The organism is Janibacter endophyticus (genome assembly GCF_016888335.1).
GTDB classification, from domain to species: Bacteria; Actinomycetota; Actinomycetes; order Actinomycetales; family Dermatophilaceae; genus Marihabitans; species Marihabitans endophyticum.
This window is the reverse complement of the sequence record NZ_JAFEJG010000004.1, coordinates 2,780,185-2,806,842: the sequence shown is the minus strand read 5'-3', so window position 1 is coordinate 2,806,842 and position 26,658 is coordinate 2,780,185. Positions and strand designations below refer to the sequence as shown.

Genomic DNA, 26,658 nt, shown 5'->3' with positions numbered 1-26,658 from the left:
CATGACCCTGCGGATCGGCACCCGCCGCAGCGCCCTCGCGACGACGCAGACCGGCCACGTCGCCGACGCGCTGCGCGCCGCCGGGCACGACGTCGAGATCGTCGAGATCACCACCGAGGGCGACGTCACGACCGCGCCCCTCAGCCAGCTCGGCGGGACCGGGGTCTTCGTCTCCGCCCTGCGTGAGGCTTTGCGCGACGAGCGCGTCGACATCGCGGTCCACTCGCTCAAGGACATCCCCACCGCCGCCGAGCCGGGCCTGACCATCGCCGCGATCCCGCCCCGGGTGGACCCGCGCGACAGCCTCGTCGCCCGTGACGGGCTGACCCTCGGCGAGCTGCCTCCGGGCTCGGTCGTCGGCACCGGGTCGCCCCGTCGCCGGGCCCAGCTCGCCGCCCTCGGGCTCGGGCTCGACTTCCGCGACATCCGCGGCAACGTCGGCACCCGGCTGGCGATGGTCGGCGACACGGTCGACGCGATCGTCCTCGCGACGGCCGGGCTGACCCGGCTCGGGCAGCGCGAGGTCATCACCGAGGTCCTCGACCCCCTCCAGATGCTCCCCGCCCCCGGCCAGGGCGCCCTCGCGGTGGAGTGCCGCGCCGGTGACGCCTCGACCCTCGCCGCCCTCGCCGGGCTCGACGACCCCGACACCCGGGCCGCCGTGACCGCAGAGCGTGCCCTGCTGGCCCGCCTCGAGGCCGGTTGCGCCGCACCTGTCGGCGCGCTCGCCGAGATCGTCGACGACGTCGACGGCCCGGTCGTCTCCCTTCGTGCCGTCGTCGGCGCCCTCGACGGTTCCGTCGAGCTGCGCCGCTCCCTCACCGGCCCGGTCGCCGACGCCGAGGCCGTCGGCCGAGCGCTGGCCGAGACCTTCCTCGTCGACGGCGCCGAGGACATCGCTCCCCTTCGCCCAGCCCCCCCAGCAGCACCCACCACGAGCTCCCCGGAGAGTGCACAGTGAGCCCCCGCGCAAGCCGCAAGACCGACCCGAACCGCAGCGGTCCCGCCACCGTCACCTTCGTCGGTGCCGGCCCCGGCGACCCGTCGCTGCTCACCCTGGCCGCGGTCCGTCACCTTGGCCGCGCCGACGCGGTGATCATCGACAGCACCGCCCGGGACGACCTCGTCGCGGAGCACCTGCCGGAAGGCGTCGAGATCGTCGACGCGGGCCACGGCGAGGCGGGTCAGCAGCTGACGCACGCCTCCCGCGCCAAGCTCGTCGTCAAGACTGCCAAGGCCCACCGCGGCGGACACGTCGTGCGGCTCATGGACGGCGACCCCGGGACCTTCAACGGCCTCGCCGAGGAGGCCCGCGCCCTCGTCAAGGCCGGCATCGCCTACGAGATCGTCCCCGGCGTCTCCAGCGTCAGCGCGGTCCCGACCTACGCCGGTGTGCCCCTGACCGTCGGCAACGCGAGCAGCGTCCACGTCATCTCGGTGACGAGCGGCCGCACCCCCGACCTCACCGGATCGGTGGCCGACGACATCACGGTCGTCCTGCTCGGTCAGCCCGAGCGGCTCGTCGCTGCGCTGGCCGCGCTGCGTGACGCCGGCCGTCCCGAGAGCACGCCCGTCGCGCTCACCGAGCGGGGGACGACCCGCCAGCAGCGCACCGTGGCGGGGACGCTCGCAGAGGTCGAGACGCTCGCGGCGGGACTCGAGCGGCCCGCGCTCGCCGTGGTCGGCCCGCCCGTCGAGCTGCGCGACGAGCTCTCCTGGTTCGAGACCAAGCCGCTCTTCGGCTGGCAGGTCCTCGTGCCCCGCACCAAGCAGCAGTCCGGCTCGATGGAGGAGCGGCTCGGCGACTTCGGTGCGACGAGCAAGGTCGTCCCCACGATCTCCGTCGAGCCGCCGCGGACCCCTCAGGCCATGGAGCGCGCCGTCCGCGGGCTCGTCACGGGCCGCTACGAGTGGGTTGGCTTCACCTCGGTCAACGCCGTCCGCGCCGTCCGCGAGAAGTTTGAGGTCATCGGCCTCGACGCGCGTGCCTTCGCCGGTCTCAAGGTCGCCGCGGTCGGCGGCGCCACCGCCGCCGCGCTCGAGGACTGGGGGATCGCCCCGGACCTCGTCCCCTCCGGCGAGAAGTCGGCCGCCGGGCTGCTCGAGGACTGGCCGCCCTACGACGACGTGCTCGACCCGATCAACCGGGTCCTCCTCCCGCGCGCCGACATCGCGACCGAGACCCTCGTCGCCGGCCTGCAGGGCATGGGCTGGGAGGTCGACGACGTCACCGCCTACCGCACCGTGCGCGCCTCGCCGCCGCCCGCGCCCACGCGCGACGCGATCAAGGCCGGTGCCTTCGACGCCGTCGCCTTCACGTCCTCCTCGACGGTGCGCAACCTCATCGGCATCGCCGGCAAGCCCCACCCGAGCACCGTCGTCGCGTGCATCGGCCCGGCGACGGCCAAGACGGCCGAGGAGCTCGGCCTGCGGGTCGACGTCGTCGCCTCGGAGGCCGACGCCGTCCGCCTCGTCGAGGACCTCGCCGACCACGCCCGTGGGCTCATCGCCCAGGCGGTCGCCCACGGTGAGCCGGTCCGGCGCCCCAGCGAGAAGGTCCCGGCGACCTCGCGACGCCGCGCCAAGGCGAAGGGGTGAGCCCGGTGGCCTCCGGTGACCTCGACCCGATCATGGTCCGTCCTCGGCGGCTGCGCTCATCGGCCGCCATGCGGCGGCTCGTCGCCGAGCACCGGCTGCACCCGGCCGACCTCGTCCTGCCCGCCTTCGTGCGTGAGGGGATCAGCGAGCCGGTCGAGATCGCGAGCATGCCCGGGGTGCACCAGCACACCGTCGAGAGCCTCGTCGAGCTCGCGCGTCGCTGCGTCGAGGCGGGCCTCGGCGGGCTCATGCTCTTCGGCGTGCCCGAGCACAAGGATGCGCGGGGCAGCGGTGCCGACGACCCGGACGGCATCCTCAACGTCGCGACCCGCGCGGTCGTCGACGCGGTCGGCGACGCCCTCGTCGTCATGACCGACCTGTGCCTCGACGAGTTCACCGACCACGGTCACTGCGGCGTGCTGGCCGAGGGGCCCGACGGCGTCGTCGTCGACAACGACGCGACCCTCGAGCGCTATGCCGACATGGCCGTGGCGCAGGCCCGGGCCGGCTCCCACGTGCTCGGGATGAGCGGGATGATGGACGGGCAGGTCGGCTTCGTCCGGGGCGCGCTGGACCGCGAGGGGCTCACCGGCACCGCGATCCTCGCCTACGCGGCGAAGTACACCTCGGCTCTCTACGGTCCCTTCCGCGAGGCCGTCTGCTCCTCGCTCACCGGTGACCGGGCCACCTACCAGCAGGACCCGGCCAACGCGACGGAGGCGGTCCGCGAGCTCGAGCTCGACATCGCCGAAGGTGCCGACATCGTCATGGTCAAGCCGGCCGGGCCGCACCTCGACGTCGTCGCCGCGGCCGCCGCCATGTCACCCGTCCCCGTCGCTGCGTACCAGATCTCCGGGGAGTACAGCCAGATCGTCGCCGCCGCGGAGCGGGGGTGGATCGACCGGAAGCAGGCGATGCTCGAGTCCGTCATGCACGTCCGGCGCGCGGGCGCGTCGATCATCCTCACCTACTTCGCCCTGCAGATCGCCGAGGTCCTGGACCGCGGGAGCACCTCATGACGCCCGCGGAGGCCCCGCGCTGGCTGAGCCACGAGGAGCAGCTCGCCTGGCGGGCCTACCTGCGGGGGTCCCGGCTGCTCGTGCAGGCCCTCGACGACGACCTGCGCCCGACCTGCCAGCTCACGGAGTACGAGCTCATCTCGATGCTCTCCGAGGCGCCGGGGCAGCGCATGCGCATGTCGCACCTCGCCGACGACATCGTCCAGTCCCGCAGCCGGGTCACCCACACGGCGAACCGCCTCGAGCAGCGCGGCTGGGTCCGTCGTGAGCGGGCCAAGGACGATGGCCGCGGGGTCGAGATCACCCTCACCGACGCCGGCCGGGCCGCGATCGACGAGCTCGCACCGCGCCACCTCGCCTCGGTGCGGCAGCACCTCGTCGACGCGCTGACCCATGAGCAGCTCATGGCGCTCGGCGACGCCATGGCGGTCATCCGCGACCGCCTCTGCCCGAACCACCACGAGATCGGGATCGACGACTGACCGCAGGGCGCCGAGCCGCGTAGGCGAGACTGGACCTCATGACGAGCACCGACCGGTCCGCCGCCCTCTTCGACCGCGCCCGCGCGGTGACCCCCGGCGGGGTGAACTCGCCGGTGCGGGCCTTCCGCGGGGTCGGGGGCACACCACGCTTCATCGCGTCGGCGCAGGGACCGTGGCTCACCGACGTCGACGGCAACCGCTACGTCGATCTCCTCTGCAGCTGGGGGCCGATGATCCTCGGCCACGCCCACCCGGACGTCCTGGCCGCCGTCGGCGAGGCCGCCTCGCGCGGCTTCAGCTTCGGCACCCCGAGCGAGAACGAGGTCGCTCTCGCCGAGGAGATCGTCGCGCGGGTCGAGCCGCTCGAGCAGGTGCGTCTCGTGAGCAGCGGCACCGAGGCCACGATGTCGGCGCTGCGCCTGGCCCGTGGCGTCACCGGTCGCAGCGTCGTCGTGAAGTTCGCCGGCTGCTACCACGGTCACGTCGACGCGCTCCTCGCGCACGCGGGATCCGGTGTCGCGACCTTCGCCCTGCCCGACTCGGCCGGCGTGCCGGCCAGCGCCGCGGGCGAGACCATCGTGCTGCCCTACAACGACCTCGGCGCGGTCGAGCAGGTCTTCGCCGAGCGCGGTGAGGAGATCGCTGCCGTCATCACCGAGGCCTCGCCGGGCAACATGGGGGTCGTGCCGCCCGCCCCCGGCTTCACCGAGGGGCTGCGGCGGGTCACCCGCGAGCACGGGGCGCTGCTCATCAGCGACGAGGTGATGACCGGGTTCCGGTGCAGCGCGGCCGGCTGGTACGGCCACGAGACGGGCGACGGGGGAGCCCACCCGGGCGGCTACCCCTCCGGGGCGCCGGACCTCTTCACCTTCGGCAAGGTCATGGGCGGCGGCTTCCCGGCGGCCGCGTTCGGCGGCCGGGCCGAGGTCATGGCCCACCTCGCGCCGGACGGGCCCGTGTACCAGGCCGGCACGCTGTCGGGGAACCCCGTCGCCACGGCCGCCGGCCTCGCCACGCTGCGGGCGTGCACCCCTTCGCTCTACGACCACCTGGGCCGGGTCGCGGACACCATCTCGACCGCGGCCTCCGAGGCCCTCACGGCCGAAGGGGTGGCGCACACGGTGCAGCGGGCAGCCTCGATGTTCTCGATCTTCTTCACCGACGGGCCGGTGCGCAGCTACGCCGACGCGCAGCAGCAGGACACCGCTGCCTTCGGCCGCTTCTTCCACGCGATGCTCGACGGCGGCGTGCACCTGCCCCCGAGCGCCTACGAGGCGTGGTTCGTCGGGGCGGCGCACGACGAGGCGGCGGTCGACGCCGTGCTGGGCGCGCTCCCCGCAGCGGCCCGGGCCGCTGCACAGCCCTAGGTAATTCCGCGCGTCAGACGTTGTCCATTTCCGGTCGGTAACCGGGCACATCTCACATCTCAGATGCGTGGGGTGAGGCCGTGAGCCGCCTCACGTCGCGGTAGGTTGCCCCCGTGGCTACTACGACTGCTTCCGCGCCGGCGCAGCGGGGGGTGTCTCGTTCCACCATCGGGCTCAAGCTCATGATGGCGGTCTCGGGGATCATCTTCGTGCTGTACGTCCTCCTTCACATGTACGGCAACCTCAAGGTGCTGGCCGGGCAGGCCGCCTTTGACGAGTACGCCCACCACCTCCGCGAGTTCGGCGAGCCGATGCTCCCGTACGGCGGTCTGCTGTGGATCGTGCGGATCGTCCTCATCGTCGCCCTGCTCGCGCACGCCTACGCGGCGTTCGCCCTGTGGAGCCGGGCCAACGGGGCGCGCCCGAACCGGTACGCGGTGAAGAAGGCGGTGGGCTCCTCGCTCGCCTCCCGGACGATGCGGTGGGGCGGGGTGACGCTGCTGCTCTTCGTGATCTTCCACCTCATCCACTTCACCATCGTCAAGCCGAACTTCAACAGCTCGGCCGACGCGGCGGCGGTCAAGGAGAGCCCCTTCGTCATGGTCTCGGCGAGCTTCTCGCTCATCTGGGTCGTGCTCGTCTACACCCTCGCGATGCTCGCTCTCGGGATGCACATCTTCCACGGCGCCTGGAGCGCCCAGCAGACCCTCGGCCTCACGAGCTCGGTGGGCGCCCGCGCCCGGGCCAAGACGATCGCCGCGGTCCTCGCCGGCCTCATCGTCGTCGGCTTCCTCATCCCGCCCTACTACCTGTTCTTCACGAACCTCTGATCGGGGAGCGACCACATCACCATGACTGAACTCATCGACGGCCTCTACCGCCTCGGCGAGCCGATCGCGGACACGAAGGCTCCGGACGGCCCCATCGAGACGCGCTGGGAGCGCCACAAGTTCGACAACAAGCTCGTCAACCCGGCCAACCGCCGCAAGCTCTCCGTGATCATCGTCGGGACCGGCCTGGCCGGTGCCTCCGCGGGCGCGACGCTCGGCGAGGCCGGCTATCACGTGAAGTCCTTCTGCTACCAGGACTCCCCGCGGCGCGCGCACTCGATCGCCGCCCAGGGTGGCATCAACGCCGCGAAGAACTACAAGGGTGACGGCGACTCGGTCTACCGGCTCTTCTACGACACGGTGAAGGGCGGCGACTACCGCGCTCGCGAGAACAACGTCTACCGTCTCGCCGAGGTCAGCCCGAACATCATCGACCAGTGCGTCGCCCAGGGCGTCCCCTTCGCCCGCGAGTACGGCGGCCTGCTCGACAACCGTTCCTTCGGCGGCGTGCAGGTCTCCCGGACCTTCTACGCGCGCGGCCAGACCGGTCAGCAGCTGCTCATCGGGGCCTACCAGGCGCTCGAGCGGCAGATCGCCAAGGGCACCGTCGAGATGTACAGCCGGCACGAGATGCTCGAGCTCGTCGTCGTCGACGGCAAGGCGCGCGGCATCATCGCCCGCGACATGGTGACCGGTGAGATCGAGACGCACCTCGCCGACGCGGTCGTCCTGGCCAGCGGCGGCTACGGCAACGTCTTCTTCCTCTCCACCAACGCCATGGGCTGCAACGTCACCGCCGCCTGGCGTGCGCACCGCAAGGGTGCCTACATGGGCAACCCCTGCTACACGCAGATCCACCCGACGTGCATCCCGCAGTCCGGCGACAAGCAGTCCAAGCTCACCCTGATGTCGGAGTCGCTGCGCAACGACGGCCGGATCTGGGTGCCCAAGGACGCGGCCGACTGCACCAAGGACCCGCGCGAGATCCCCGAGGAGGCCCGCGACTACTACCTCGAGCGGATCTACCCCTCCTTCGGCAACCTCGTCCCGCGCGACATCGCCTCGCGCCAGGCGAAGAACATGTGCGACGAGGGCCGCGGTGTCGGCCCGGCCGTCGAGGAGGTGGGCCCGGACGGCGAGACCCGTCAGGTCCGCCGTGGCGTCTACCTCGACTTCGCCGACGCCGTCAGCCGGCTCGGCCGCGACGCGGTCGAGGCCAAGTACGGCAACCTCTTCGACATGTACGCCCGGATCACCGGCGAGGACCCGTACGAGACCCCGATGCGGATCTACCCGGCCGTCCACTACGTCATGGGTGGCCTCTGGGTCGACTACGACCTCGAGTCGACGATCCCCGGGCTCTTCGTCACCGGTGAGGCCAACTTCTCCGACCACGGGGCCAACCGGCTCGGCGCCTCGGCACTCATGCAGGGTCTGGCCGACGGCTACTTCGTCCTGCCGAACACCATCCGCAACTACCTGGCGGACGGCCCCTTCGCCCCGGTGGCCGAGGACGCCCCCGAGGTCGTCGAGGCCCGCCAGGACGTCGAGGGACGGATCCAGCACTTCCTCACCTGCAACGGCGAGCGCACCGTGGACTCGATCCACAAGGAGCTCGGCTCGATCATGTGGGAGTACTGCGGCATGGAGCGCAGCGAGGAGGGCCTGAAGAAGGCCATCGGCCTCATCCGCGCCCTGAAGAAGGAGTTCTGGACCAACGTCAAGGTGCTCGGCTCCAACGAGCAGCTCAACCAGAGCCTGGAGAAGGCCGGCCGCGTCGCCGACTTCCTCGAGCTCGGCGAGCTCATGTGCATCGACGCGCTGCACCGTCGTGAGTCCTGCGGCGGCCACTTCCGCGTCGAGTCCCAGACCGAGGACGGCGAGGCGCTGCGTCACGACGACGAGTACGCCTACGTCGCGGCGTGGGAGTACATGACCGGCGGTGATCAGGATCTGGAGCCGGTCCTCCACAAGGAGGACCTGGTCTACGAGTTCATCGAGATGAAGCAGCGGAGCTACAAGTAATGCGACTGACACTGAAGATCTGGCGCCAGGCCGGCCCGCAGGACAAGGGTGGCTTCGAGACCTACACGGTCGACGAGATCTCCGAGGACATGAGCTTCCTCGAGATGCTCGACGAGCTCAACGAGAACCTCCAGGCCGAGGGCGTCGAGCCGGTCGCCTTCGACAGCGACTGCCGTGAGGGCATCTGCGGCATGTGCGGCCTGATGATCTCCGGCATGGCCCACGGCCCCGAGGTCACGACGACCTGCCAGCTGCACATGCGCAGCTTCACGGACGGCGACGAGATCACCATCGAGCCGTGGCGCGCCGCGGCCTTCCCGGTCATCAAGGACCTCGTCGTCGACCGGACGTCCTTCGACCGGATCATCCAGGCCGGCGGGTACATCTCCGTCGACACCGGGGCGGCCCCGGACGCGGCGGCCACGCCGGTGCCGAAGGTCCAGGCGGACCGGGCCTTCGACGCCGCCACCTGCATCGGGTGCGGCGCCTGCGTCGCGGCGTGCCCGAACGCCTCCGGCATGCTCTTCATGGGGGCCAAGGTGACGCATCTCGGCGAGCTGCCCCAGGGCCAGGCCGAGCGACACTCCCGCGTCATCGACATGGTTGCCCAGCACGACCACGAAGGCTTCGGGGGGTGCACGAACATCGGCGAGTGCGCCGCGTCGTGCCCCAAGGAGATCCCGCTCGACGTCATCTCGCAGCTCAACAAGGACCTTCGGGTGGCCGCACGCGCCCGTCGCTGAGAGCGACCCACGTCAGAGCCCCCACGGCGACCTCTGGTCCGCCGTGGGGGCTCGTCGGTTCTCGTGAGCGGTCGTCAGGCCGCCCGCGGGCGGGGGGTCCGCTGACGACGCAGCCGTCGCCAGGCCCGCCAGACCCACCAGAGCATGGCGGCGAGCCCGGCGAGGACGAGCACGACGAGCACCGGCAGGAAGATCGCCACGAGCGCGATCGTCACCGATGCACCGTCCTCCATCGTCGAGACGACCGGGGCCCCGATGCCGGCCGTGCCGGCGTTGACGACCGGACGCGCCGCGGCCTTGCCGGTGTGGACGAGACCCGCGACGACGATGCCGAGGACGACCCCGATCCACGGGTTCTCCTGCATGAAGCTCGAGCCCTCGATCTCGTTCGCGCTCATCGCGGCGGCACCCATCAGGCCGCCCATGCCGGGCCGGATGAAGGTCTGCACCGCGTCGTTGAGCGAGTCCACGGCGGGCACCTTGTCGAGCGTCACCTCGGTGACGAGGAGGACGGCGCCGACACCGATCGCCCACCAGGACTCCATCCACTCCCACCCGGTGGGCAGCGTGACGATGTCGGTGAAGCGGGCGAGCAGCGCCATGATGAGGAACGGGATGTAGGCGTTGAGCCCCGCCGCGGCGGACAGGCCCATGCCGGTGAGGGCAGCGATCACGAGACCACCTCGATGCTCTGGGCGGCACAGGAGGGGCCGCGGTCACTGACGACGAACGCTACGCCGACGGCGCATCATCCCGTCGGATGCGGGCACCTAGGATTGAGCACCATGAAGGTCCTCTCTGCCGTCGCTTGGCCGTACGCCAACGGCCCGCGTCACCTCGGCCACGTCGCCGGCTTCGCCGTCCCCTCCGATGTCTTCAGCCGTTACATGCGCATGGCCGGGCACGACGTGCTCATGGTCAGCGGCTCCGACGAGCACGGCACCCCGATCCTCGTCCTCGCGGACAAGGAGGGGGTCACCCCCCGTGAGCTCGTCGACCGCAACCACGCGATCATCGCGGGCGAGCTGGCCGACCTCGGCTGCTCCTACGACCTCTACACCCGGACGACGACGCCGAACCACTACGCGGTGGCACAGGAGCTCTTCCGGCAGGTGTGGGCCAACGGCTACATGGTCGAGCAGACGACCAAGGGGGCCGTCTCGCCGTCGACCGGACGCACGCTGCCGGACCGCTACATCGAGGGCACCTGCCCGATCTGCGGCTACGAGGAGGCCCGCGGCGACCAGTGCGACAGCTGCGGCAACCAGCTCGAGCCGGAAGACCTGAAGAGCCCGCGCAGCAAGATCGACGGGGAGACCCCGCGCTTCATCGAGACCCAGCACTTCTTCCTCGACCTGCCCGCGCTCGCCGACTCCCTCCGCACCTGGCTCGAAGGGCGGGAGGCGAGCGGCACGTGGCGGCCCAACGTCATCAAGTTCAGCCTCAACATCCTCGACGACATCAAGCCGCGGGCGATGACGCGCGACATCGACTGGGGCATCCCCGTGCCGCTCGAGGGCTGGGACGACGCCTCGCAGGTCGGTCCCAAGCGGCTCTACGTCTGGTTCGACGCGGTCGTCGGCTATCTCTCCGCCTCGATCGAGTGGGCCCGCCGCCTCGGCGAGCCCGAGCGCTGGCGCGAGTGGTGGGTAGAGGGCACGGTCCCTGAGGCCCAGGAGTCTTACTACTTCATGGGCAAGGACAACATCACCTTCCACTCCCAGATCTGGCCGGCCGAGCTGCTCGGCTACGCCGGCAAGGGGGCGAAGGGGGGAGAGCCGGGGGTCTACGGCGAGCTCAACCTGCCGACCGAGGTCGTCTCGAGCGAGTACCTCACGATGGAGGGCAAGGCCTTCTCGTCCTCGCGCGGGTACGTCATCTACATCCGTGACGTCCTCGAGAAGTACGGCCCCGACGCGATCCGCTACTACATCTGCGCCGCCGGGCCGGAGGCGCAGGACGCGAACTTCACCTGGGCCGAGTTCGTCCAGCGCAACAACAGCGAGCTCGTCGCCGGCTGGGGCAACCTCGTGAGCCGGACCGCCGCGATGATCGCCAAGAACTTCGGCGAGATCCCGCAGCCGGGCCCGCTCGAGCCGGTCGACGAGGCGGTCCGGGCCGCGGTGCTCGGCGCCTTCGGCACCGTCGGTGACCTCCTCGCCCGCCAGCGCGTCAAGGCGGCCCTCGGCGAGGCGATGCGCACGGTCGGCGAGGTCAACAAGTACGTCACCGACACGGAGCCCTTCAAGCTCAAGGGCGAGGACGAGCGTGAGCGGCTCGCCACGGTCCTGCACACCCTCGTGCAGTGCGTGGCGGACCTCAACGTCATCCTCGCCCCCTTCGTCCCGGCCGCCGCCAACCGCGTGCACACGGCCATCGGCGGCGAGGGCGAGCTCATGCCGATGCCGCGGCTGGCGACCGTGCCGGACCTCGACGAGGAGGGCCGCGAGTACCCGATCGTCACGGGCGAGTACACCGCCACCCCTGCCTGGGCGTCGCGGCCGGTGACCGTCGGTGCGCCGATCACCAAGCCGGCGCCGCTCTTCACGAAGTTCGACACGGAGACCGTCGTCGCCGACGAGCTCGACCAGGTCCCCGGGGCCTGAGGGCGTGGCCCCGCACGACGACCGCGGTCATGGTGACCCGGCGCCCCTGCCGGCGCCGCTGCCCGTGCCTGTCGTCGACAACCACACCCACCTCGACATCCACCGCGACGACCTGCCCGAACCCCTTCGTGCGGAGGGGGTGGACGGGGTCGCCGGTGCGCTCGCGATCGCCGCGAGCGTCGGCGTGGACCGGGTCGTCCAGGTCGGCTGCGACCTCGAGAGCGCCCGCTGGACCGTCGAGGCGGTCGACGCCCACCCGGCCATGCTCGGCGCGGTCGCGCTGCACCCCAACGAGGCCCCGAGGCTCGCGGAGCAGGGCCGGCTCGACGAGGCCCTGGCCGAGATCGAGGCGCTGTCGGCGCACCCTCGGGTCCGGGCGATCGGGGAGAGCGGGCTGGACTACTACCGGACAGGCGAAGGGGGAGTGGCCGCCCAGCAGGAATCCTTCCGGTGGCACATCGACCTCGCGAAGCGCACCAGCAAGGCGCTGCAGATCCACGACCGCGACAGCCACGACGACGTCCTGCGGATCCTCGCCGAGGAGGGAGCACCCGAGCGGACCGTCCTGCACTGCTTCAGCGGCGACGTGGCCATGGCCCGGGAGTGCGCGGAGCGCGGCTACTACCTCTCCATCGCGGGCACCGTGACCTTCAAGAACGCCCGCGGCCTGCGGGACGCCCTCGCCGTCACCCCGACCGAGCGGCTCCTCGTCGAGACCGACGCCCCCTACCTCACCCCTTCGCCCCACCGAGGGTCGGCGAACGCGCCGTACCTCGTGCCCCATACCGTGCGGCGGATGGCGGACGTCCTCTCGGTCGACGTCGCGACCCTCTGCCGGGATCTCTCGGACAACGCCGAGGCGGTCTACGGGCCCTGGTGACGGGCGCCGGACGGGCGCCCGGCCGGCCTCCGAAGGGCCTGGGAGAGCACGCTCACATCGCTCTCCGTTACCAAAACTTGACCTTGACCCCCTTGGCAAGGCACCGTGGATGACTGAACGCCGGGGCCGGCAACCCCTGAGCTCGCCTCGTACCACCGTCGGTGCGCCCGCAGGATCTGCGGGCGCACTCGTGCGGAGAGGCGGCGCCGGTGCCCGGGACGCACGACGAAGGATCTCTCTTGTCTTCACCCACGGTTCGCCGTCTCACCCAGGCCGGCGTCGTCGGCGCCCTCGTGCTCGGCGTCTCTGGCGTCGCCGTCATGGACAAGTCCGTCGCGCTCGACGTCGACGGCCAGAAGAGCTCGGCGCACGCCTTCGGCGGCACCGTCGCCGACGTCCTCGAGAAGCAGGGCGTCGAGCTCGGCGCCCGTGACCAGGTCACCCCGGCGCTCGGCACCCCGGTCGCCGACGGCCAGCAGATCGTCGTGCGCTACGCCCGGCAGCTGACCATCACCGTCGACGGCGTCGAGAAGACGTACTGGACGACCGCCAAGACCGTCGGCGAGGCCATCGACCAGCTCGGCCTGCGCGGCGACGGCGCGGTGCTCTCGGCCTCCCGGAGCAAGAGCCTCGGCCGTGAGGGCCTGGCCTTCTCCATGGCCACCCCCAAGGACGTCACCCTCGTCGTCGGCGGCAAGAAGTCCAAGCAGTCCACGACGAGCCTCAACGTCCGTCAGGCGCTGCGCGACCTCGAGGTCAAGGTCGACGGCAACGACAAGGTCCGCCCCGGGTTCAAGACCGTCGTCAAGAACGGCATGACGATCCACGTCGACATCATCGACACCAAGGACTCGAGGCGCACCGAGGCGATCCCCTTCGAGACCATCGTCAAGAAGGACTCCTCGCTCGCCGCGGGTACGACGAAGGTCACCCGCGAGGGCAAGGCCGGCTCGCGCACCGTGACCTACCGCCAGACGCTGAAGAACGGCAAGGTCGCCTCGACGAAGCAGACCGCCTCGAAGGTGACGAGCAAGCCGGTCGCCAAGGTCGTCGTCCAGGGCACCAAGCCCAAGCCGGCGCCGAAGCCCGCCGCCCCGCGCCCGAGCAGCCCCGCGCCGACCTCGTCGTCCACCTCGACCTCGTCGTCCACGTCGACCGGCTCCTCCTCGGGTGCCGGGATCAACCTCTCGAACGCCGCGATGTGGGACCGGATCGCCCAGTGCGAGTCGACGGGTAACTGGTCGATCAACACGGGCAACGGCTACTACGGCGGTCTCCAGTTCGACTCCGGCACGTGGCTGTCCGTCGGCGGCGGCGACTTCGCCCCGCGGGCCGACCTCGCGAGCCGCGCCGAGCAGATCACCGTCGCCAACCGCCTCTACGCCCAGCGTGGGCTCCAGCCCTGGGGCTGCGCGCACGCTGCCTGACGCACGATCTCGGGAGGCCCCGTCCATGCTCAGCGTGGGCGGGGCCTCGCGCTGTCTGCGCATAGGGTGCGGTGCATGACCTCACCCGACGTCCAGCTGCTCGGCGCGGCCGCCGTCCGCGACCTCGCCCAGCGGCTCGGGGTGCACCCGACGAAGCAGTGGGGCCAGAACTTCGTCGTCGACGCCAACACCGTGCGACGCATCGTCCGGGCGGGCGAGGTGACCGGGGAGGACGTCGTCCTCGAGGTGGGGCCCGGGCTCGGGTCGCTCACCCTCGCCCTGCTCGAGCAGGCCCGCCGGGTCGTGGCGATCGAGGTCGACCCCCGGCTGGCGGCCGCCCTGCCCGAGACGGTCGCGGCGCTGGCGCCGGCACGAGCCGGGGACCTCGACGTCGTCCACGCGGACGCGCTCCGGGTCACCGAGCTGCCCGGCCCACCCCCCACAGCCCTCGTCGCGAACCTGCCCTACAACGTGTCGGTGCCCGTCGTCCTGCACCTGCTGCAGACCTTCCCGAGCATCGAGCGGGTGCTCGTCATGGTGCAGCTCGAGGTCGCCGAGCGGCTTGCGGCTCGCCCCGGGAGCAAGACCTACGGCGTGCCGAGCGTCAAGGCCGCCTGGTACGGCGACGTGTCCCTGGCCGGCACGGTCTCGCGGAGCATCTTCTGGCCGGTCCCGAACGTCGACTCGGGGCTGGTCCGGCTGACCCGTCGCGAGCCGCCGGTCACGCAGGCCAGTCGGGCCGAGGTCTTCGCCTGCGTCGACGCCGCCTTCGCCCAGCGCCGCAAGACGCTCCGTGCCGCGCTCAAGGGGTGGGCGGGGTCGGCCGCGGCCGCCGAGGAGGCCCTGCGCGCGGCCGGGGTCGACCCTCAGACCCGTGGCGAGCAGCTGACGGTCGAGCAGTTCGCGGCGGTCGCCGCGGCCCGCACTAGGGTGGCGTCATGACCTCGGTGCTCGAGACGGCCCCCGCCGTCACCGCGCGCGCGCCCGCCAAGGTCAACCTCGAGCTCGGTGTCGGAGCAGTCCGTGAGGACGGCTACCACCCGCTCGCGACGGTCTACCAGGCAGTGGGTCTCCACGAGGACGTCACGGCCGCCACGGCGGACGCCTGGGGCGTCACCGTGCGGGGACGCGACGCAGAGCTCGTCCCGACCGACGAGACCAACATCGCGCTGCGAGCAGCCATGCTGCTCGCGGACGAGGTCGGCGGCGACCTCGCCCCGGTCCACCTGACGATCCACAAGCGGGTCCCCGTCGCGGGCGGCATGGCGGGCGGCTCGGCGGATGCCGCGGCCGCCCTCGTGGCGTGCGAGGCCCTCTGGGCCGCGGGCCTGAGCAAGGCCGAGCTGGACCCGATCGCGGCGCAGGTCGGCAGCGACGTCCCCTTCCTGCTCCACGGCGGGACAGCGGTCGGGTCGGGCCGCGGCGAGATCATCACCCCCGTGCTGGCGAAGGGGTCCTACCACTGGGTCTTCGTGCCGACCCCGGCCGAGGGCCTCTCGACCCCGGAGGTCTACCGGACCTTCGACGAGCTCACCGAGGGGCGACGGGTCCCGGAGCCAGAGCCCAGCCCGGCGATGATGGCCGCCCTGCGCCTCGGTGACGCCGAGGCTCTCGCCGACGTGCTGACCAACGACCTCCAGCCGGCGGCGATCAAGCTCCAGCCGCGGATCGGCGAGGTCATCGAGGCCGCGATGGGCTTCGGTGCGCTCGGTGCCATCGTGTCTGGTTCGGGGCCGACCGTCGCGCTCCTCGCCGGCAGCCAGGAGGGCGCGATCGATCTCGCGGTGGCGCTCACCGCCTCCGGTGTCGCCGACGAGGTCCTGCGCGCCTCCGGCCCGGTGGCCGGCGCCCATGTCATCCCCGCGCCGCGTCTGACCTGATGGCCAACCTCATCTCGGTCGAGCGTGCCACCCTCGCGCTCGGTACCGCCCACATCCTCGACGGCGTCTCGCTCGGCATCAACGAGGGGGCCCGGATCGGCGTCGTCGGGCGCAACGGCGGTGGCAAGTCCACGCTCATGAAGGTGCTCCACGGGGAGATCCCGCTCGACGACGGGCGGATCACCCGGATGGGCAGCGCCACCGTGGGCATGCTCAGCCAGGCCGACGTGCTCGACCCGGCGGCTACCGTCCGCGAGGTCGTCCTCGGCGACCGGGCGGAGCACGTCTGGGCGGGGGACTCACGGATCCGGGACGTCGTCGACGGGCTCCTCGGCGGGCTCGACGCGCAGGCGATGGGGGGCTGGGACGCCACGGTCGCCCCGATGTCCGGCGGCGAGCGGCGTCGTCTGGCCCTGGCGAAGATCCTCGTCGACGACCCCGACGTGCTGCTGCTCGACGAGCCGACGAACCACCTCGACGTCGAGGGCGTGGCCTGGCTCGCGGACCACCTCGTCAACCACAGGGCCCGCCCAGACAACGCGCTCGCGACGATCACCCACGACCGGTGGTTCCTCGACGCGGTCGCCGACCGGACCTGGGAGGTCGTCGACGGGCAGGTCGAGCAGTACGACGGTGGCTACGCCGCCTACGTCCTCGCGAAGGCCGAGCGCGACCGGATCGCTGCGGTCACCGCCGAGCGCCGCAACAACCTGCTCCGCAAGGAGCTCGCCTGGTTGCGCCGTGGCCCGCCCGCGCGCACCAGCAAGCCGAAGTTCCGCATCGACGCCGCCAACGCGCTCATCGCCGACGAGCCACCCCTTCGCGACGACGTCGAGCTGGTGCGCTTCGCGACGACCCGGCTCGGCAAGGACGTCATCGACCTCCATGACGCCTCCGTCGAGCTCGGTGGACGCACCCTGCTCGACCGGGTGACCTGGCAGCTCGCGCCGGGCGACCGTTTCGGGATCGTCGGCGTCAACGGGGCGGGCAAGTCGACGCTGCTGCGGGTGCTCGCGGGCGAGGTGCCGCTCGCCTCCGGCAAGCGCAAGCAGGGCATCACCGTCGTCATCGGGCACCTCACCCAGGACGTCCGCGAGCTCGACGCCCTCGCCGACCGCCGCGTCATCGACGCCGTCGAGGACGTCAAGAAGGTCACGACGCTCGGCAAGAAGGAGGTCACCGCCTCCCAGCTCGCGAAGAAGCTCGGCTTCTCCGGCGGCCGCCAGCAGACCCGTGTCGCCGACCTCTCCGGTGGCGAGCGCCGGCGCCTGCAGATCCTGCGGCTGCTCATGGCCGAGCCCAACGTCCTCATGCTCGACGAGCCGACCAACGACCTCGACATCGAGACCCTCACCCAGCTCGAGGACGTCCTCGACGGCTGGGCCGGGACGCTGCTCGTCGTGAGCCACGACCGCTACCTGCTCGAGCGGCTCTGCGACCGGCAGGTGGCGCTGCTCGGCGACGGCAAGGTCCGGGACATGCCCGGTGGGGTCGACCAGTACCTCGAGCTCCGGGCGCGGGGGGAGGGACCTTTATCGGATAACCCGATAAAGGTGGTCGAACCCGGGAACCGTTCCGGGGTGGGAGGAACCAACCCGGGTGGGGCGAAGGGGGATGAGCTCACCTCGTCGGGTCCGAGCCCGGCCGAGACGCGCGAGGCGCGCAAGACCATGGCCCGGGTCGAGAAGTCGCTGCAACGGCTGGCCGAGCGCGAGGAGCGGGTGCACGCGGCGATGGCGGAGGCGGCCAGCGATCACGCGCGCGCCCTGGAGCTCAACCGTGAGCTGCGCGAGATCGTCGACGAGCGAGAGGTCCTCGAGCTCGAGTGGCTGGAGGCTGCCGAGGTCGTCGGCTGACGTCAGCACTCGAAGGGGGCGAGGAGCCGGCGGAGCAGGGCCGTGAGCTCGCCCGTCTCGGTCTCGCTCAGCTCGGCGAGGAGGTCGCGCTCCCGCGTGATGAGGTCGGCCATGGCGCCGTCGACGGCGGCCCGTCCGGTCTCGGTGAGGCGGACGATGACCCCGCGGCGGTCGCTGGGCGACGGGGTGCGCTCGACCCATCCCTTCGCCGCCAGCCGGTCGATCCGGTTGGTCATGGTCCCGGAGGTCACGAGGGTCTCCTGGACGAGACGCCCGGGGGAGAGCTCGTAGGGCGCGCCCGCGCGGCGCAGTGCGGAGAGGACGTCGAACTCCCAGCCGTCGATGCCGTGGTCGCCGAAGGCGGTGGCGCGGTCCAGGTCGAGGCGGCGGGCGAGCCGCGAGAGCCGGCTGAAGACGTGGAGCGGCTCGGGGTCGAGGTCAGGTCGCTCGCGCCGCCAGGCGTCGACGATCTCGTCGACGTCGTCGTGGATCGGCTGTCGCTGGGGCATGCGTCAAGAATACGCACGATCAAGTTTCTCGATATCAAGAGATGGCCTCTCGTAGGATCGCCCCACCACTCATCGACGAGACGGAGGCACCGGATGCCCAGCTGGGACCCGACGCAGTACGAGAAGTTCGCCGCCGAGCGGACCCGCCCCTTCGTCGACCTGCTCTCCCGGGTAGCTGCTCAGGAGCCCTCGCTCGTCGTCGACCTGGGGTGCGGCAACGGCATCGCGACCCTCGCGCTCGCCCAGCGGTGGCCGCACGCACGCGTCGTCGGGGTGGACAACAGCGCCGACATGATCGAGTCCGCCCGGGCCCAGGATGATGGCGCCCGCGTCGAGTGGGTCGAGGCCGACCTCGCCTCGTGGGACATCGCATCGCTCGGTCAGGCCCCTGACGTCATCGTCACCAACGCGGCCCTCCAGTGGGTCCCCATGCACCTGCCGCTCATCGAGGGCTGGGTCGACGCGCTCGCTCCGCAGGGCTGGTTCGCCCTCCAGGTCCCGGGCAACTTCTCCTCGCCGACCCATGCCCTCATGCGCGAGGTCGCGGTGGAGCACCCGCAGGCCGCCGCGCTCGAGGCCGCGACGAAGCGCTACGGCGCCGCCGAGCCGAGCACCTACCTCCAGATCCTCGCCCAGCACGGGCTGCTCGTCGATGCCTGGGAGACCACCTACCTGCACGTCCTCGACCCGGCCGGCGAGCAGGACAACCCCGTCCTCGAGTGGGTCACCGGCACGGGGCTGCGCCCGATCCTCGACGTCCTGACCGACGAGGCGGAGCGGCAGGACTTCCTTGACGTGTACGGCAGCCGGGTCGCCGAGGCCTACCCGCGGACCCCGGCCGGTGTGCTGCTGCCCTTCCGCCGGGTCTTCGCCGTGGGGCACAAGGAGGGGTGAACTACCCTGGGGGCGCCGCGATCTCGCGGCGTTCCCCGGTTGGTCTGCCGGCAGGGCCCGCCTGACTTTGAATCAGGACTAGCGACGTAGGTTCGACTCCTACCCGGGGAGCCAGGGGTCGCCCTCACGAGGGCGTGGGCAGGCCCCGGTGCAACGCGCTGTGGCGTGCGGGGCACTTGGCCCGAAAGCCCCACATCCCGATGTGCCACTTTGGTAGAACCAGGAGATGAAGCCTTCACACCTCGTGGTCCCCGCGGCCCTCGTCCTCTCGCTGACCGCATGCGGTGGTGGAGACTCTCCCGCCGCAGTCGAGACGTCCACATCGGGTGTGTCCTCCCAGGAAGGCTCCAGCTCGCCCCCCTCTGAGTCCGCGGCCGGCGCGGACCAGAACGCAGACTCGCTGGCGGCCGAGCTGAAGGACGAGGTCGGTACGGTGACAAAGGCTGTGACCATCACCGAAGACAACGATCCCAACGACCTCCTGGGCCGCCCGAACGGTTATGTCTCTGCAGCCGTGCTCTATGACTCCGCGGCCGCCTGCGGCTCCCTGGGTTCCGACTGTGGCGCCGTGATCGAGGTCTTCAAGGACGAAGCCGCAGCAACGGCCCGGGCCGAGTACATCCAGGGAATTCTCGCAGGATCCCCGGCCCTCGGCTCCGAGTGGGACTATGTGAACGGAGCCGCGCTTCTGCGGGTGTCCGGCGAGCTCAAGCCCTCGGCAGCCGCGGCCTACGCAGAGGCCTTCGGCGGCACCGAGGTTACGGCGGGGGAGTGACGCCCGACTCCTACCCGGGGAGCCCAGCTCCCGCTGCGGAGTAGAGTGAGGCACGGCCGCTCACCGCTACCCCTTCGGAGATCACGCGTGTCCGACACCGCTCACCGCCCTGCTGCCGTCATCATCCTCGCCGCCGGCGAGGGCACCCGGATGAAGAGCACGACCCCCAAGGTCCTGCACCGCATCGGCGGGGACACCCTCCTCGGTCACGCGATGCGGGCCGCCCGCGGGGCGGGCGCCGACTCGACCGTGGTCGTCATCCGCCACCAGCGCGACCGCGTCGCCGCCTTCATCGAGGAGTGCAACGCGAAGGGGGAGAGCCGGGTCCTCGTCGCGGACCAGGACGAGGTCAAGGGCACGGGCCGAGCCGCCGAGTGCGGGCTCGACGTCCTCCCGGCCGATCTCACCGGCACCGTCGTCGTGACCATGGGAGACGTGCCCCTGCTCACCGCCGAGACGATCTCGCAGCTGACCACCGCCCACGTCGAGGCCGGCGCCGCCGTCACCGTCATCACCTCGATCCTCGACGACGCGAAGATGTACGGCCGCGTCATCCGCGACGCCGACGGCAACGTCGAGCGGATCGTGGAGTTCAAGGACGCCGACGAGACCCAGCGCGCCGTCCGCGAGATCAACTCCGGCATCTACGCCTTCGACGCCGACGTCCTGCGCGCCCAGCTCGCCAAGGTCACGACCGACAACGCCCAGGGCGAGAAGTACCTCACCGACGTCCTTGCGCTCGCCCGCGAGGACGGTGGCCGGGTCATCGCCCACGTCCTGCAGGACCTCTGGCAGACCGAGGGCGTCAACGACCGCACCCAGCTCGCCGAGCTCGGCCGGGTGCTCAACCAGCGCACCTGCGAGCGACACATGCGTGCGGGCGTGACGATCGTCGACCCCGCGTCGACCTGGATCGACGTGGACGTCGAGATCGGCCAGGACACGACGCTGCTGCCCGGGACCCAGCTGCTCGGCGCGACGACGGTCGGGGCGGAGTCGGTGGTCGGCCCCGAGGTCACGCTCACCGACTGCGAGGTCGGTGACCGGGCGACGATCCGGCGTGCCGAGGGCCACCTCGCGGTGGTCCACGACGACGCGACCGTCGGCCCGTACTCGTACCTGCGCCCAGGTACCGTCCTCGGGGCGAAGGGGAAGATCGGCGGCTTCGTCGAGACGAAGAACGCGCAGATCGGTGCCGGTGCCAAGGTCCCGCACCTCACGTACTGCGGCGACGCGACGATCGGCGACGGGGCCAACATCGGCGCGGGCACGATCTTCGCCAACTACGACGGCGTGACCAAGGGCCACACGAACGTCGGCAGGCACTCCTTCGTCGGCAGCAACTCCGTCCTCGTCGCCCCGGTCGACATCGCCGACGGCGCCTACGTGGCCGCCGGGTCCGCGATCACGGGGGCCGTCGCCCCCGGGCAGATCGCCATCGCCCGCGGCAACCAGCGCAACATCGACGGCTGGGTCGACCGCCGTCGTGCCGGCACCGCCACCGCAGACGCCGCTCACGCGGCCGAGCGCGCCGCTCAGTCGGTCGAGGGCCCCCCTTCGTCCGAGACCCTCAGCTGACCACCCCGCCGCCACGACGACCGAAGGACACCATGGGCCACAAGGGACCCCGCACCAGCATCTCCAAGAAGACCAAGAAGAACCTCATGGTCTTCTCCGGCCGGGCGCACCCCGCGCTCGCCGAGGAGGTCGCCGAGGACCTCGGCACGCAGCTCGTGCCGACGAGCGCCTACGACTTCGCCAACGGCGAGATCTACGTGCGCTACGAGGAGTCCGTCCGCGGCTCCGACGCGTTCGTCATCCAGAGCCACACCGCACCGATCAACGAGGCGATCGTCGAGCACCTCATCATGATCGACGCGCTGAAGCGGGCCTCGGCCAAGCGGATCACCGTCGTCATGCCCTTCTACGGCTACGCGCGCCAGGACAAGAAGCACCGCGGCCGCGAGCCGATCTCGGCGCGACTCATCGCCGACCTCTTCGCGACGGCCGGCGCCGACCGCCTCATCGTCGTCGACCTGCACACCGACCAGATCCAGGGCTTCTTCGACGGTCCGGTCGACCACCTCATGGCCCGCCCGCTCCTCGCCGACTACGTCAAGGAGAAGTACGGCGACCGTGAGCTCGCGGTCGTCTCGCCGGACGCCGGCCGGATCAAGGTGGCCGAGCAGTGGTCGGCGCACCTCGGTGGTGTGCCGCTGGCGTTCATCCACAAGACCCGTGACATCAACCGCCCCAACGAGTCGGCGGCCAACCGGGTCGTCGGTGAGGTCGAGGGCCGCATGTGCATCCTCGTCGACGACATGATCGACACCGCGGGCACGATCACCAAGGCCGCGGACGCGATCATGGCCGAGGGCGCAGCCGGCGTGGTCATCGCCGCGACGCACGCGATCTTCTCCGGCCCCGCGATCGAGCGGATGGAGGCCTGCTCCGCCGAGGAGATCATCGTGACCAACACGCTGCCGCTGCGCGAGGACCAGCACTTCGACGGGCTGACCGTCCTCTCGATCGCCCCGCTCATCTCGGCCGCGATCCACGAGGTCTTCGAGGACGGCTCGGTGACGAGCCTCTTCGGCGGCCGCGCCTGACCACCCCTTCTCAGCGGAGGCGAGCGGGCCGCGGGGCAGGGCGCTCAGCCGCCGTCGTCATGGCTCCAGCGTGGCACCGTCCTGCCGGGCGCGATAGGCCGCGGCGGCCAGCCGGTTGCCGCAGCCGCCCTCGCAGTAGCGCTTGCTCCGGTTGCGGGAGAGGTCGACGAGCACGTCGTCGCAGTCGTCGGCCTCGCAGACCCGCAGCCGGCTGCGCTCGCCCGAGCGCAGCACGTCGACGAAGCCCATGGCCGCCTCGACCTGCATCCGGCGGGCCAGCGGCGCGTCCGGCTCGGTCGCGTGGACGTGCCACCCGTAGCCGTCGTGGTCGACGAGCTGGGGGAGGGCGGCGCCGGTGCGCAGCAGGTCGTTGACGAGCTCGACGCACTCCTCCTCGGTGCCGGCCTCCCAGAGCGCCCGCAGCCGCGGCCGCAGCGACCGGACCTCCTCGAGCTCGCGTTCGTCGCCGTCGACCCGTCCGGTCCATGCCCACTCACCGAGGAAGGCCTCCAGCTGCTCCGTCGTCGTCAGGGTGTCGCCGTCGGAGTCGGGGTGGGCCCCGACCGCGGTGTTGACCAGTGCCGCAGCGCCCCGCAGCGCGTCGTTTGTGTCATGGGCAAAGGCCACGTTGACTCCTGACGTTGTCCCCGGATACCGTCATGACCAACACCATAGTTGACTGATGACGACAGGACAGCCCGCCATGCCCACGAGGACCGCAGCCTCCGCCCCCTTCGTCGTGGGCCTGGCCCTCGCCCTCGTCTCCGCCGCGACCTTCGGCTCCAGCGGGACCTTCGGCAAGGCCCTCATGGAGGCCGGCTGGTCGCCGGGCGCGGTCGTGACGGCCCGGATCAGCACCGCGGCCCTCGTCATGCTCGTCCCCACCCTGCTCGCGATGCGCGGCTGCTGGGACCGCCTGCGGCCCAACATCGGCAAGGTCGTCGCCTACGGCACGTGTGCGATCGCCGGCTGCCAGCTCTTCTACTTCAACGCGGTCAACCACCTCTCGGTCGGCGTCGCGCTGCTCCTCGAGTACCTCGCCCCCGTCCTCATCGTCGGCTGGGTCTGGGCCCGGCACGGCCGTCGGCCCTCCCGGCTGACCTCGCTCGGGGTCGTCGCCGCCGTCATCGGGCTCGTCCTCGTCCTCGACGTCACCTCCGGCGCGAAGGTCGACCTCGTCGGCGTCATGTGGGGCCTGCTCGCCGCGGTCGGTCTCATGGTCTTCTTCCTCCTCTCCGCCGACGACCAGGACGACTCTCTGCCGCCGATCGCCTTCGCCGGGATCGGGCTCGTCGTCGGCGCGCTCAGCCTCGGCGTCGCCGCGCTGCTGCGACTCATGCCCATGACGGCCACGACCCAGCAGGTCGACCTCGCCGGCTGGGCCGCCCCCTGGTGGGTCGCCGTCGCCGAGCTCGCCCTCGTCGCGGCAGCGCTCGCGTACGTCACCGGCATCGGCGCCGCCCGCATCCTCGGGCCCACGGTCGCCTCCTTCGTCGGCCTGAGCGAGGTCCTCTTCGCGGTCGTCTTCGCCTGGGTGCTCGTCGGGCAGGCCCTCACCCCGGTCCAGCTGCTCGGCGGAGCGGCGATCCTCGCGGGCGTCGTCGCGGTCCGCCTCGGGGAGCCGGCCCAGGACGAAGGGGGCGGTGGGCCGCACGCGTCGATCGCCGAGACCGGGCCGGCCGGGTCGGGCGACGCCGAGCACGCGGGTTTGGTCCAGGCCTGAGCCCTGGCCTAAGATCGACAAGTTGCCTCGGCGAGGGACGCTGCACAGTCGCAGCAGTCCGTGATCGACGCGGTGGACTCCGCGACCTGACGGTCCGGTCCATCGTGACCGCGCCGCGCCCCGCGTCGAGGCCCACCGCACCACGACGACCAGACCACGACGACCTGTCCTTGCCGGCGGGTCACCCAGATCAGAGGAGCCCCCCGCATGTCCGACGACATCCGCCTTGAGGCGCAGACCCGCACCGAGTTCGGCAAGGGCGCGGCCCGCCGCATCCGCCGCGAGCACAAGATCCCCGCCGTGATGTACGGCCACGGCACCGAGCCGGTCCACATCACCCTCCCCGGCCACGACACGATGATGGCGCTCAAGCACAGCAACGCGCTCCTGACGATCGTCGTCGACGGCGACGAGCAGCTCGCGCTCGCCAAGGACGTCCAGCGCCACATGATCAAGCCGGTCATCGAGCACGTCGACCTCGTCGTCGTGAAGCGCGGCGAGAAGGTCACCGTCGACGTCGCCGTCCACGTCGAGGGCGAGGCCGGCCCGGAGACCGTCGTCACCGTCGACTCCCAGACCCTCGAGGTCGAGGCCGACGTCACGAACCTCCCTGAGGCGGTCACCGTCTCCGTCGATGGCCTCCAGGCCGGCACCCAGATCCTCGCCTCGCAGGTCGAGATGCCCGAGGGCGCCACGCTCGTCACCGACGGCGAGACCCTCGTCGTCAACATCACCGAGCAGATCTCCGCCGAGGCCCTCGAGGCCGAGCTCGCCGAGGCCGAGGCCGAGGCGGGCATCGAGCACGACGAGTCTGGGGACGACGCCGCCGAGGGCGCCCCGAGCGACAAGCAGCTCGCCGAGGGCGACGCCCCGATGGAGTCCCCGGAGGACGGCAACAAGGAGGACTGACCTCCTCCCGCCGCACCCAGGCTCACACCGAAGGGGTCCGCACCAGCTGGTGCGGACCCCTTCGTCATGCCGTGGGCGAGCCCCGCGCCCGCAGACGAGCCCCCCGATCTAGAGTGGCGCCCCGTGAGCGATGAGACGTGGCTGGTCGTCGGCCTGGGCAACCCCGGCCCCCGGTACGCCGGCAACCGGCACAACGTGGGCGCGATGGTCGTCGACGAGATGGCCCGCCGTGCCGGGGCGACGCTCCGGGCCCACAAGTCGGGTGCCCGCGCCGAGTCGGTCCGGCTCGCCCCTCCCGGGGGCGGGCTCGGCCCCCGCGTGATCATCGCGACGCCGACGTCGTACATGAACGTCGCCGGCGGCCAGACCAAGGCGCTCGCCTCGTTCTTCTCCGTCGACCTCGACCACCTCGTCGTCGTCCACGACGAGCTCGACATCCCCTTCGCCGAGGTGCGGCTCAAGCGTGGTGGCGGTGAGGGCGGGCACAACGGGCTGCGTTCGATCAGCTCGAGCCTCGGGACGAAGGACTACCACCGGGTGCGCGTCGGCATCGGTCGTCCGCCGGGACGCATGGACGTCGCGGACTTCGTGCTCAAGGACTTCGCCAAGACAGAGCGGGAGGAGCTGCCCTTCCTCCTCGACGGTGCCGCGGACGCCGTGGAGCTGCTGATCCACCGGGGTCTGACGGACGCCCAGCAGGTCGTCCACGCGCCAGCCCCCTGACCCCTGACATGCGTCGAGGTGATCCACGCGGACGTCATCGGCGTGGATCACCTCGAACGGGTGGAGCGGTTGCGCGTCAGGCGCCGTCCTTGAGCTGCTGGAGCCGGGCCTCGATCTCGGCGTCGTGGCTGTGGTCCTCGAGCTCGGCGAACTGGTCCTCGATCGTCGTCGCCTGTGCCTCGGCGCGACCCTTGACCATCGCCTCCTGGTGCTTGATCTTGTCCTCGAAGCGGCCGAGCTCGCTCGTCGGGTCCATGACGTCGATCGAGCGGATCGCGCCCTGGACCTTCTCCTGGGCCTCGGCCGAGCGGGCGCGCGCGATCAGCTGGTCGCGGCGGCTCTTGAGGTCCTCGAGCTTGGTGCGCATCTGGGTCAGGCCGCCCTTGAGCTGCTCGACCGTCGCGTTCTGCGCGGCGATGCGGGGCTCGGCGTCGCGGGCCTCGCCCTCGAACTGGATCTGGCGCTGGAGCGCGACCCGGGCGAGGTTGTCGAACTTGTCGGCGCCGGCGGCGTCACCACCGCCGCGCAGCTCCTCGGCCTTGCGGGAGGCCGCGGCGGCCTTGCTGCCCCACTCGGTGGCGGCCTTGCGGTCCTCCTCGAGGTCGGCCTCGGCCAGGCGCGTGTTGGCGATCGTCTGGGCGACCGCCTCCTCGGCCTCGGCGATGGAGTTCGTGTAGTCGCGGACCAGCTGGTCGAGCATCTTCTCGGGGTCCTCGGCGCGGTCGAGGAGGGAGTTGATGTTGGCCTTCGCCAGCTGGGCGACGCGGCCGAGGAGGGTCTGCTTCTGGGTCATCGTGGGCCTT

The 26,658-nt window shown here is 71.5% G+C and carries 25 protein-coding genes and 1 tRNA gene; 22 read left to right on the top strand and 4 right to left on the bottom strand.

Going from position 1 to position 26,658, the window contains the following annotated elements; translation table 11 throughout:
• The first annotated feature begins 1 nt into the window (after nt 1).
• The 8 genes from hemC (at nt 2) to JNO54_RS13390 (ending at nt 9,064) form a co-directional block, all read left to right on the top strand.
• Nucleotides 2-961, top strand: coding sequence for a hydroxymethylbilane synthase (gene hemC / locus JNO54_RS13425; protein ID WP_204144344.1), 960 nt, complete (start codon nt 2-4; stop codon nt 959-961).
• The gene (locus tag JNO54_RS13420) at nt 958-2,598 is read left to right on the top strand and encodes a bifunctional uroporphyrinogen-III C-methyltransferase/uroporphyrinogen-III synthase (RefSeq protein ID WP_204144343.1); all 1,641 of its coding nucleotides are present in this window, start codon (nt 958-960) and stop codon (nt 2,596-2,598) included. Before hemC ends, JNO54_RS13420 begins: the two co-directional genes overlap by 4 nt.
• A 32-nt stretch (nt 2,599-2,630) precedes the next feature.
• Complete coding sequence (gene hemB / locus JNO54_RS13415; protein ID WP_204144740.1) at nt 2,631-3,617, top strand: porphobilinogen synthase; 987 nt, start codon at nt 2,631-2,633, stop codon at nt 3,615-3,617.
• Nucleotides 3,614-4,099 carry a MarR family winged helix-turn-helix transcriptional regulator gene (locus JNO54_RS13410; RefSeq protein WP_204144342.1) on the top strand — a complete coding sequence of 162 codons (486 nt, stop codon included), beginning with the start codon at nt 3,614-3,616 and terminating at the stop codon, nt 4,097-4,099. The genes hemB and JNO54_RS13410 overlap by 4 nt, the downstream gene beginning before the upstream one ends.
• Nucleotides 4,100-4,137: 38 nt before the next feature.
• Nucleotides 4,138-5,466, top strand: coding sequence for a glutamate-1-semialdehyde 2,1-aminomutase (gene hemL / locus JNO54_RS13405; RefSeq protein WP_204144341.1), 1,329 nt, complete (start codon nt 4,138-4,140; stop codon nt 5,464-5,466).
• A 152-nt stretch (nt 5,467-5,618) separates the two neighbouring features.
• A complete protein-coding gene (locus JNO54_RS13400) occupies nt 5,619-6,296 on the top strand; it encodes a succinate dehydrogenase cytochrome b subunit (RefSeq protein WP_307818224.1) in 678 nt (225 codons plus the stop codon).
• A 21-nt stretch (nt 6,297-6,317) separates the two neighbouring features.
• The gene (locus JNO54_RS13395) at nt 6,318-8,321 is read left to right on the top strand and encodes a fumarate reductase/succinate dehydrogenase flavoprotein subunit (protein ID WP_204144339.1); all 2,004 of its coding nucleotides are present in this window, start codon (nt 6,318-6,320) and stop codon (nt 8,319-8,321) included.
• Complete coding sequence (locus tag JNO54_RS13390; RefSeq protein ID WP_204144338.1) at nt 8,321-9,064, top strand: succinate dehydrogenase/fumarate reductase iron-sulfur subunit; 744 nt, start codon at nt 8,321-8,323, stop codon at nt 9,062-9,064. Before JNO54_RS13395 ends, JNO54_RS13390 begins: the two co-directional genes overlap by 1 nt.
• A gap of 74 nt (nt 9,065-9,138) precedes the next feature.
• Here JNO54_RS13390 and JNO54_RS13385 read toward each other — a convergent pair whose 3' ends face one another.
• Complete coding sequence (locus JNO54_RS13385; protein WP_204144337.1) at nt 9,139-9,738, bottom strand: DUF4126 domain-containing protein; 600 nt, start codon at nt 9,736-9,738, stop codon at nt 9,139-9,141.
• A 111-nt stretch (nt 9,739-9,849) separates the two neighbouring features.
• Between JNO54_RS13385 and metG the strand changes: the two genes are divergently transcribed.
• The 6 genes from metG to JNO54_RS13355 all read left to right on the top strand — a co-directional run bounded on the left by metG (nt 9,850) and on the right by JNO54_RS13355 (nt 17,713).
• Nucleotides 9,850-11,670: a methionine--tRNA ligase gene (metG, locus tag JNO54_RS13380; RefSeq protein WP_204144336.1), complete on the top strand. Its 1,821-nt coding sequence runs from the start codon at nt 9,850-9,852 to the stop codon at nt 11,668-11,670.
• 4 nt (nt 11,671-11,674) lie between these two features.
• Nucleotides 11,675-12,550, top strand: coding sequence for a TatD family hydrolase (locus JNO54_RS13375; protein ID WP_204144335.1), 876 nt, complete (start codon nt 11,675-11,677; stop codon nt 12,548-12,550).
• Between the two features lie 239 nt (nt 12,551-12,789).
• Nucleotides 12,790-13,977, top strand: a complete 1,188-nt coding sequence (locus tag JNO54_RS15050; RefSeq protein WP_307818223.1) for a resuscitation-promoting factor — start codon at nt 12,790-12,792, stop codon at nt 13,975-13,977.
• 75 nt (nt 13,978-14,052) lie between these two features.
• Nucleotides 14,053-14,919 carry a 16S rRNA (adenine(1518)-N(6)/adenine(1519)-N(6))-dimethyltransferase RsmA gene (rsmA, locus tag JNO54_RS13365; RefSeq protein ID WP_204144334.1) on the top strand — a complete coding sequence of 289 codons (867 nt, stop codon included), beginning with the start codon at nt 14,053-14,055 and terminating at the stop codon, nt 14,917-14,919.
• The gene (locus tag JNO54_RS13360; RefSeq protein ID WP_204144333.1) at nt 14,916-15,857 is read left to right on the top strand and encodes a 4-(cytidine 5'-diphospho)-2-C-methyl-D-erythritol kinase; all 942 of its coding nucleotides are present in this window, start codon (nt 14,916-14,918) and stop codon (nt 15,855-15,857) included. Before rsmA ends, JNO54_RS13360 begins: the two co-directional genes overlap by 4 nt.
• Nucleotides 15,857-17,713 (top strand): ABC-F family ATP-binding cassette domain-containing protein, encoded by a 1,857-nt coding sequence (locus JNO54_RS13355; RefSeq protein ID WP_204144332.1) that lies wholly within the window; start codon nt 15,857-15,859, stop codon nt 17,711-17,713. Before JNO54_RS13360 ends, JNO54_RS13355 begins: the two co-directional genes overlap by 1 nt.
• A gap of 2 nt (nt 17,714-17,715) precedes the next feature.
• On the opposite strand, the gene JNO54_RS13350 is transcribed toward JNO54_RS13355, so the two are convergent.
• Nucleotides 17,716-18,222, bottom strand: a complete 507-nt coding sequence (locus JNO54_RS13350; RefSeq protein WP_233703256.1) for a MarR family winged helix-turn-helix transcriptional regulator — start codon at nt 18,220-18,222, stop codon at nt 17,716-17,718.
• A 93-nt stretch (nt 18,223-18,315) separates the two neighbouring features.
• On the opposite strand from JNO54_RS13350, the gene JNO54_RS13345 reads away from it, so the two are divergent.
• The 5 genes from JNO54_RS13345 (at nt 18,316) to JNO54_RS13325 (ending at nt 22,500) form a co-directional block, all read left to right on the top strand.
• The gene (locus JNO54_RS13345) at nt 18,316-19,116 is read left to right on the top strand and encodes a methyltransferase domain-containing protein (RefSeq protein WP_204144331.1); all 801 of its coding nucleotides are present in this window, start codon (nt 18,316-18,318) and stop codon (nt 19,114-19,116) included.
• 32 nt (nt 19,117-19,148) lie between these two features.
• Nucleotides 19,149-19,230 (top strand) — tRNA-Gln (locus JNO54_RS13340).
• A 112-nt stretch (nt 19,231-19,342) separates the two neighbouring features.
• Nucleotides 19,343-19,891 (top strand): hypothetical protein, encoded by a 549-nt coding sequence (locus tag JNO54_RS13335; protein ID WP_204144330.1) that lies wholly within the window; start codon nt 19,343-19,345, stop codon nt 19,889-19,891.
• A gap of 87 nt (nt 19,892-19,978) precedes the next feature.
• Complete coding sequence (gene glmU, locus JNO54_RS13330; RefSeq protein ID WP_204144329.1) at nt 19,979-21,469, top strand: bifunctional UDP-N-acetylglucosamine diphosphorylase/glucosamine-1-phosphate N-acetyltransferase GlmU; 1,491 nt, start codon at nt 19,979-19,981, stop codon at nt 21,467-21,469.
• Nucleotides 21,470-21,501: 32 nt separating this feature from the next.
• The gene (locus JNO54_RS13325) at nt 21,502-22,500 is read left to right on the top strand and encodes a ribose-phosphate diphosphokinase (RefSeq protein WP_204144328.1); all 999 of its coding nucleotides are present in this window, start codon (nt 21,502-21,504) and stop codon (nt 22,498-22,500) included.
• A 57-nt stretch (nt 22,501-22,557) separates the two neighbouring features.
• Here JNO54_RS13325 and JNO54_RS13320 read toward each other — a convergent pair whose 3' ends face one another.
• Nucleotides 22,558-23,127, bottom strand: coding sequence for a CGNR zinc finger domain-containing protein (locus JNO54_RS13320; RefSeq protein WP_204144327.1), 570 nt, complete (start codon nt 23,125-23,127; stop codon nt 22,558-22,560).
• Nucleotides 23,128-23,182: 55 nt separating this feature from the next.
• Here JNO54_RS13320 and JNO54_RS13315 point away from each other — a divergent pair, with 55 nt between their 5' ends.
• From JNO54_RS13315 to pth, 3 genes are all read left to right on the top strand, one after another.
• Entirely contained in the window at nt 23,183-24,223 is a 1,041-nt protein-coding gene (locus JNO54_RS13315) for an EamA family transporter (RefSeq protein ID WP_233703255.1), read from the top strand.
• Between the two features lie 207 nt (nt 24,224-24,430).
• Complete coding sequence (locus tag JNO54_RS13310) at nt 24,431-25,132, top strand: 50S ribosomal protein L25/general stress protein Ctc (protein WP_204144326.1); 702 nt, start codon at nt 24,431-24,433, stop codon at nt 25,130-25,132.
• A gap of 123 nt (nt 25,133-25,255) precedes the next feature.
• Nucleotides 25,256-25,855, top strand: coding sequence for an aminoacyl-tRNA hydrolase (gene pth / locus JNO54_RS13305; protein ID WP_307818222.1), 600 nt, complete (start codon nt 25,256-25,258; stop codon nt 25,853-25,855).
• Between the two features lie 76 nt (nt 25,856-25,931).
• Here pth and JNO54_RS13300 read toward each other — a convergent pair whose 3' ends face one another.
• A complete protein-coding gene (locus tag JNO54_RS13300; protein ID WP_204144324.1) occupies nt 25,932-26,648 on the bottom strand; it encodes a PspA/IM30 family protein in 717 nt (238 codons plus the stop codon).
• Nucleotides 26,649-26,658 lie beyond the last annotated feature (10 nt).

Excerpts from the sequence above, each read along its gene's own strand:
- JNO54_RS13345 (WP_204144331.1), top strand. The coding sequence starts at position 18,316 with ATGCCCAGCTGGGACCCGACGCAGTACGAGAAGTTCGCCGCCGAGCGG.
- JNO54_RS13410 (WP_204144342.1), top strand. The coding sequence starts at position 3,614 with ATGACGCCCGCGGAGGCCCCGCGCTGGCTGAGCCACGAGGAGCAGCTC.
- metG (WP_204144336.1), top strand. The coding sequence starts at position 9,850 with ATGAAGGTCCTCTCTGCCGTCGCTTGGCCGTACGCCAACGGCCCGCGT.
- JNO54_RS13315 (WP_233703255.1), top strand. The coding sequence starts at position 23,183 with ATGACGACAGGACAGCCCGCCATGCCCACGAGGACCGCAGCCTCCGCC.
- JNO54_RS13325 (WP_204144328.1), top strand. The coding sequence starts at position 21,502 with ATGGGCCACAAGGGACCCCGCACCAGCATCTCCAAGAAGACCAAGAAG.
- hemB (WP_204144740.1), top strand. The coding sequence starts at position 2,631 with ATGGTCCGTCCTCGGCGGCTGCGCTCATCGGCCGCCATGCGGCGGCTC.
- JNO54_RS13395 (WP_204144339.1), top strand. The coding sequence starts at position 6,318 with ATGACTGAACTCATCGACGGCCTCTACCGCCTCGGCGAGCCGATCGCG.
- JNO54_RS13310 (WP_204144326.1), top strand. The coding sequence starts at position 24,431 with ATGTCCGACGACATCCGCCTTGAGGCGCAGACCCGCACCGAGTTCGGC.
- hemL (WP_204144341.1), top strand. The coding sequence starts at position 4,138 with ATGACGAGCACCGACCGGTCCGCCGCCCTCTTCGACCGCGCCCGCGCG.
- JNO54_RS13355 (WP_204144332.1), top strand. The coding sequence starts at position 15,857 with ATGGCCAACCTCATCTCGGTCGAGCGTGCCACCCTCGCGCTCGGTACC.
- JNO54_RS13300 (WP_204144324.1), bottom strand. The coding sequence starts at position 26,648 with ATGACCCAGAAGCAGACCCTCCTCGGCCGCGTCGCCCAGCTGGCGAAG.
- JNO54_RS13390 (WP_204144338.1), top strand. The coding sequence starts at position 8,321 with ATGCGACTGACACTGAAGATCTGGCGCCAGGCCGGCCCGCAGGACAAG.
- hemC (WP_204144344.1), top strand. The coding sequence starts at position 2 with ATGACCCTGCGGATCGGCACCCGCCGCAGCGCCCTCGCGACGACGCAG.
- rsmA (WP_204144334.1), top strand. The coding sequence starts at position 14,053 with ATGACCTCACCCGACGTCCAGCTGCTCGGCGCGGCCGCCGTCCGCGAC.
- JNO54_RS13350 (WP_233703256.1), bottom strand. The coding sequence starts at position 18,222 with ATGCCCCAGCGACAGCCGATCCACGACGACGTCGACGAGATCGTCGAC.
- JNO54_RS13335 (WP_204144330.1), top strand. The coding sequence starts at position 19,343 with ATGAAGCCTTCACACCTCGTGGTCCCCGCGGCCCTCGTCCTCTCGCTG.
- JNO54_RS13360 (WP_204144333.1), top strand. The coding sequence starts at position 14,916 with ATGACCTCGGTGCTCGAGACGGCCCCCGCCGTCACCGCGCGCGCGCCC.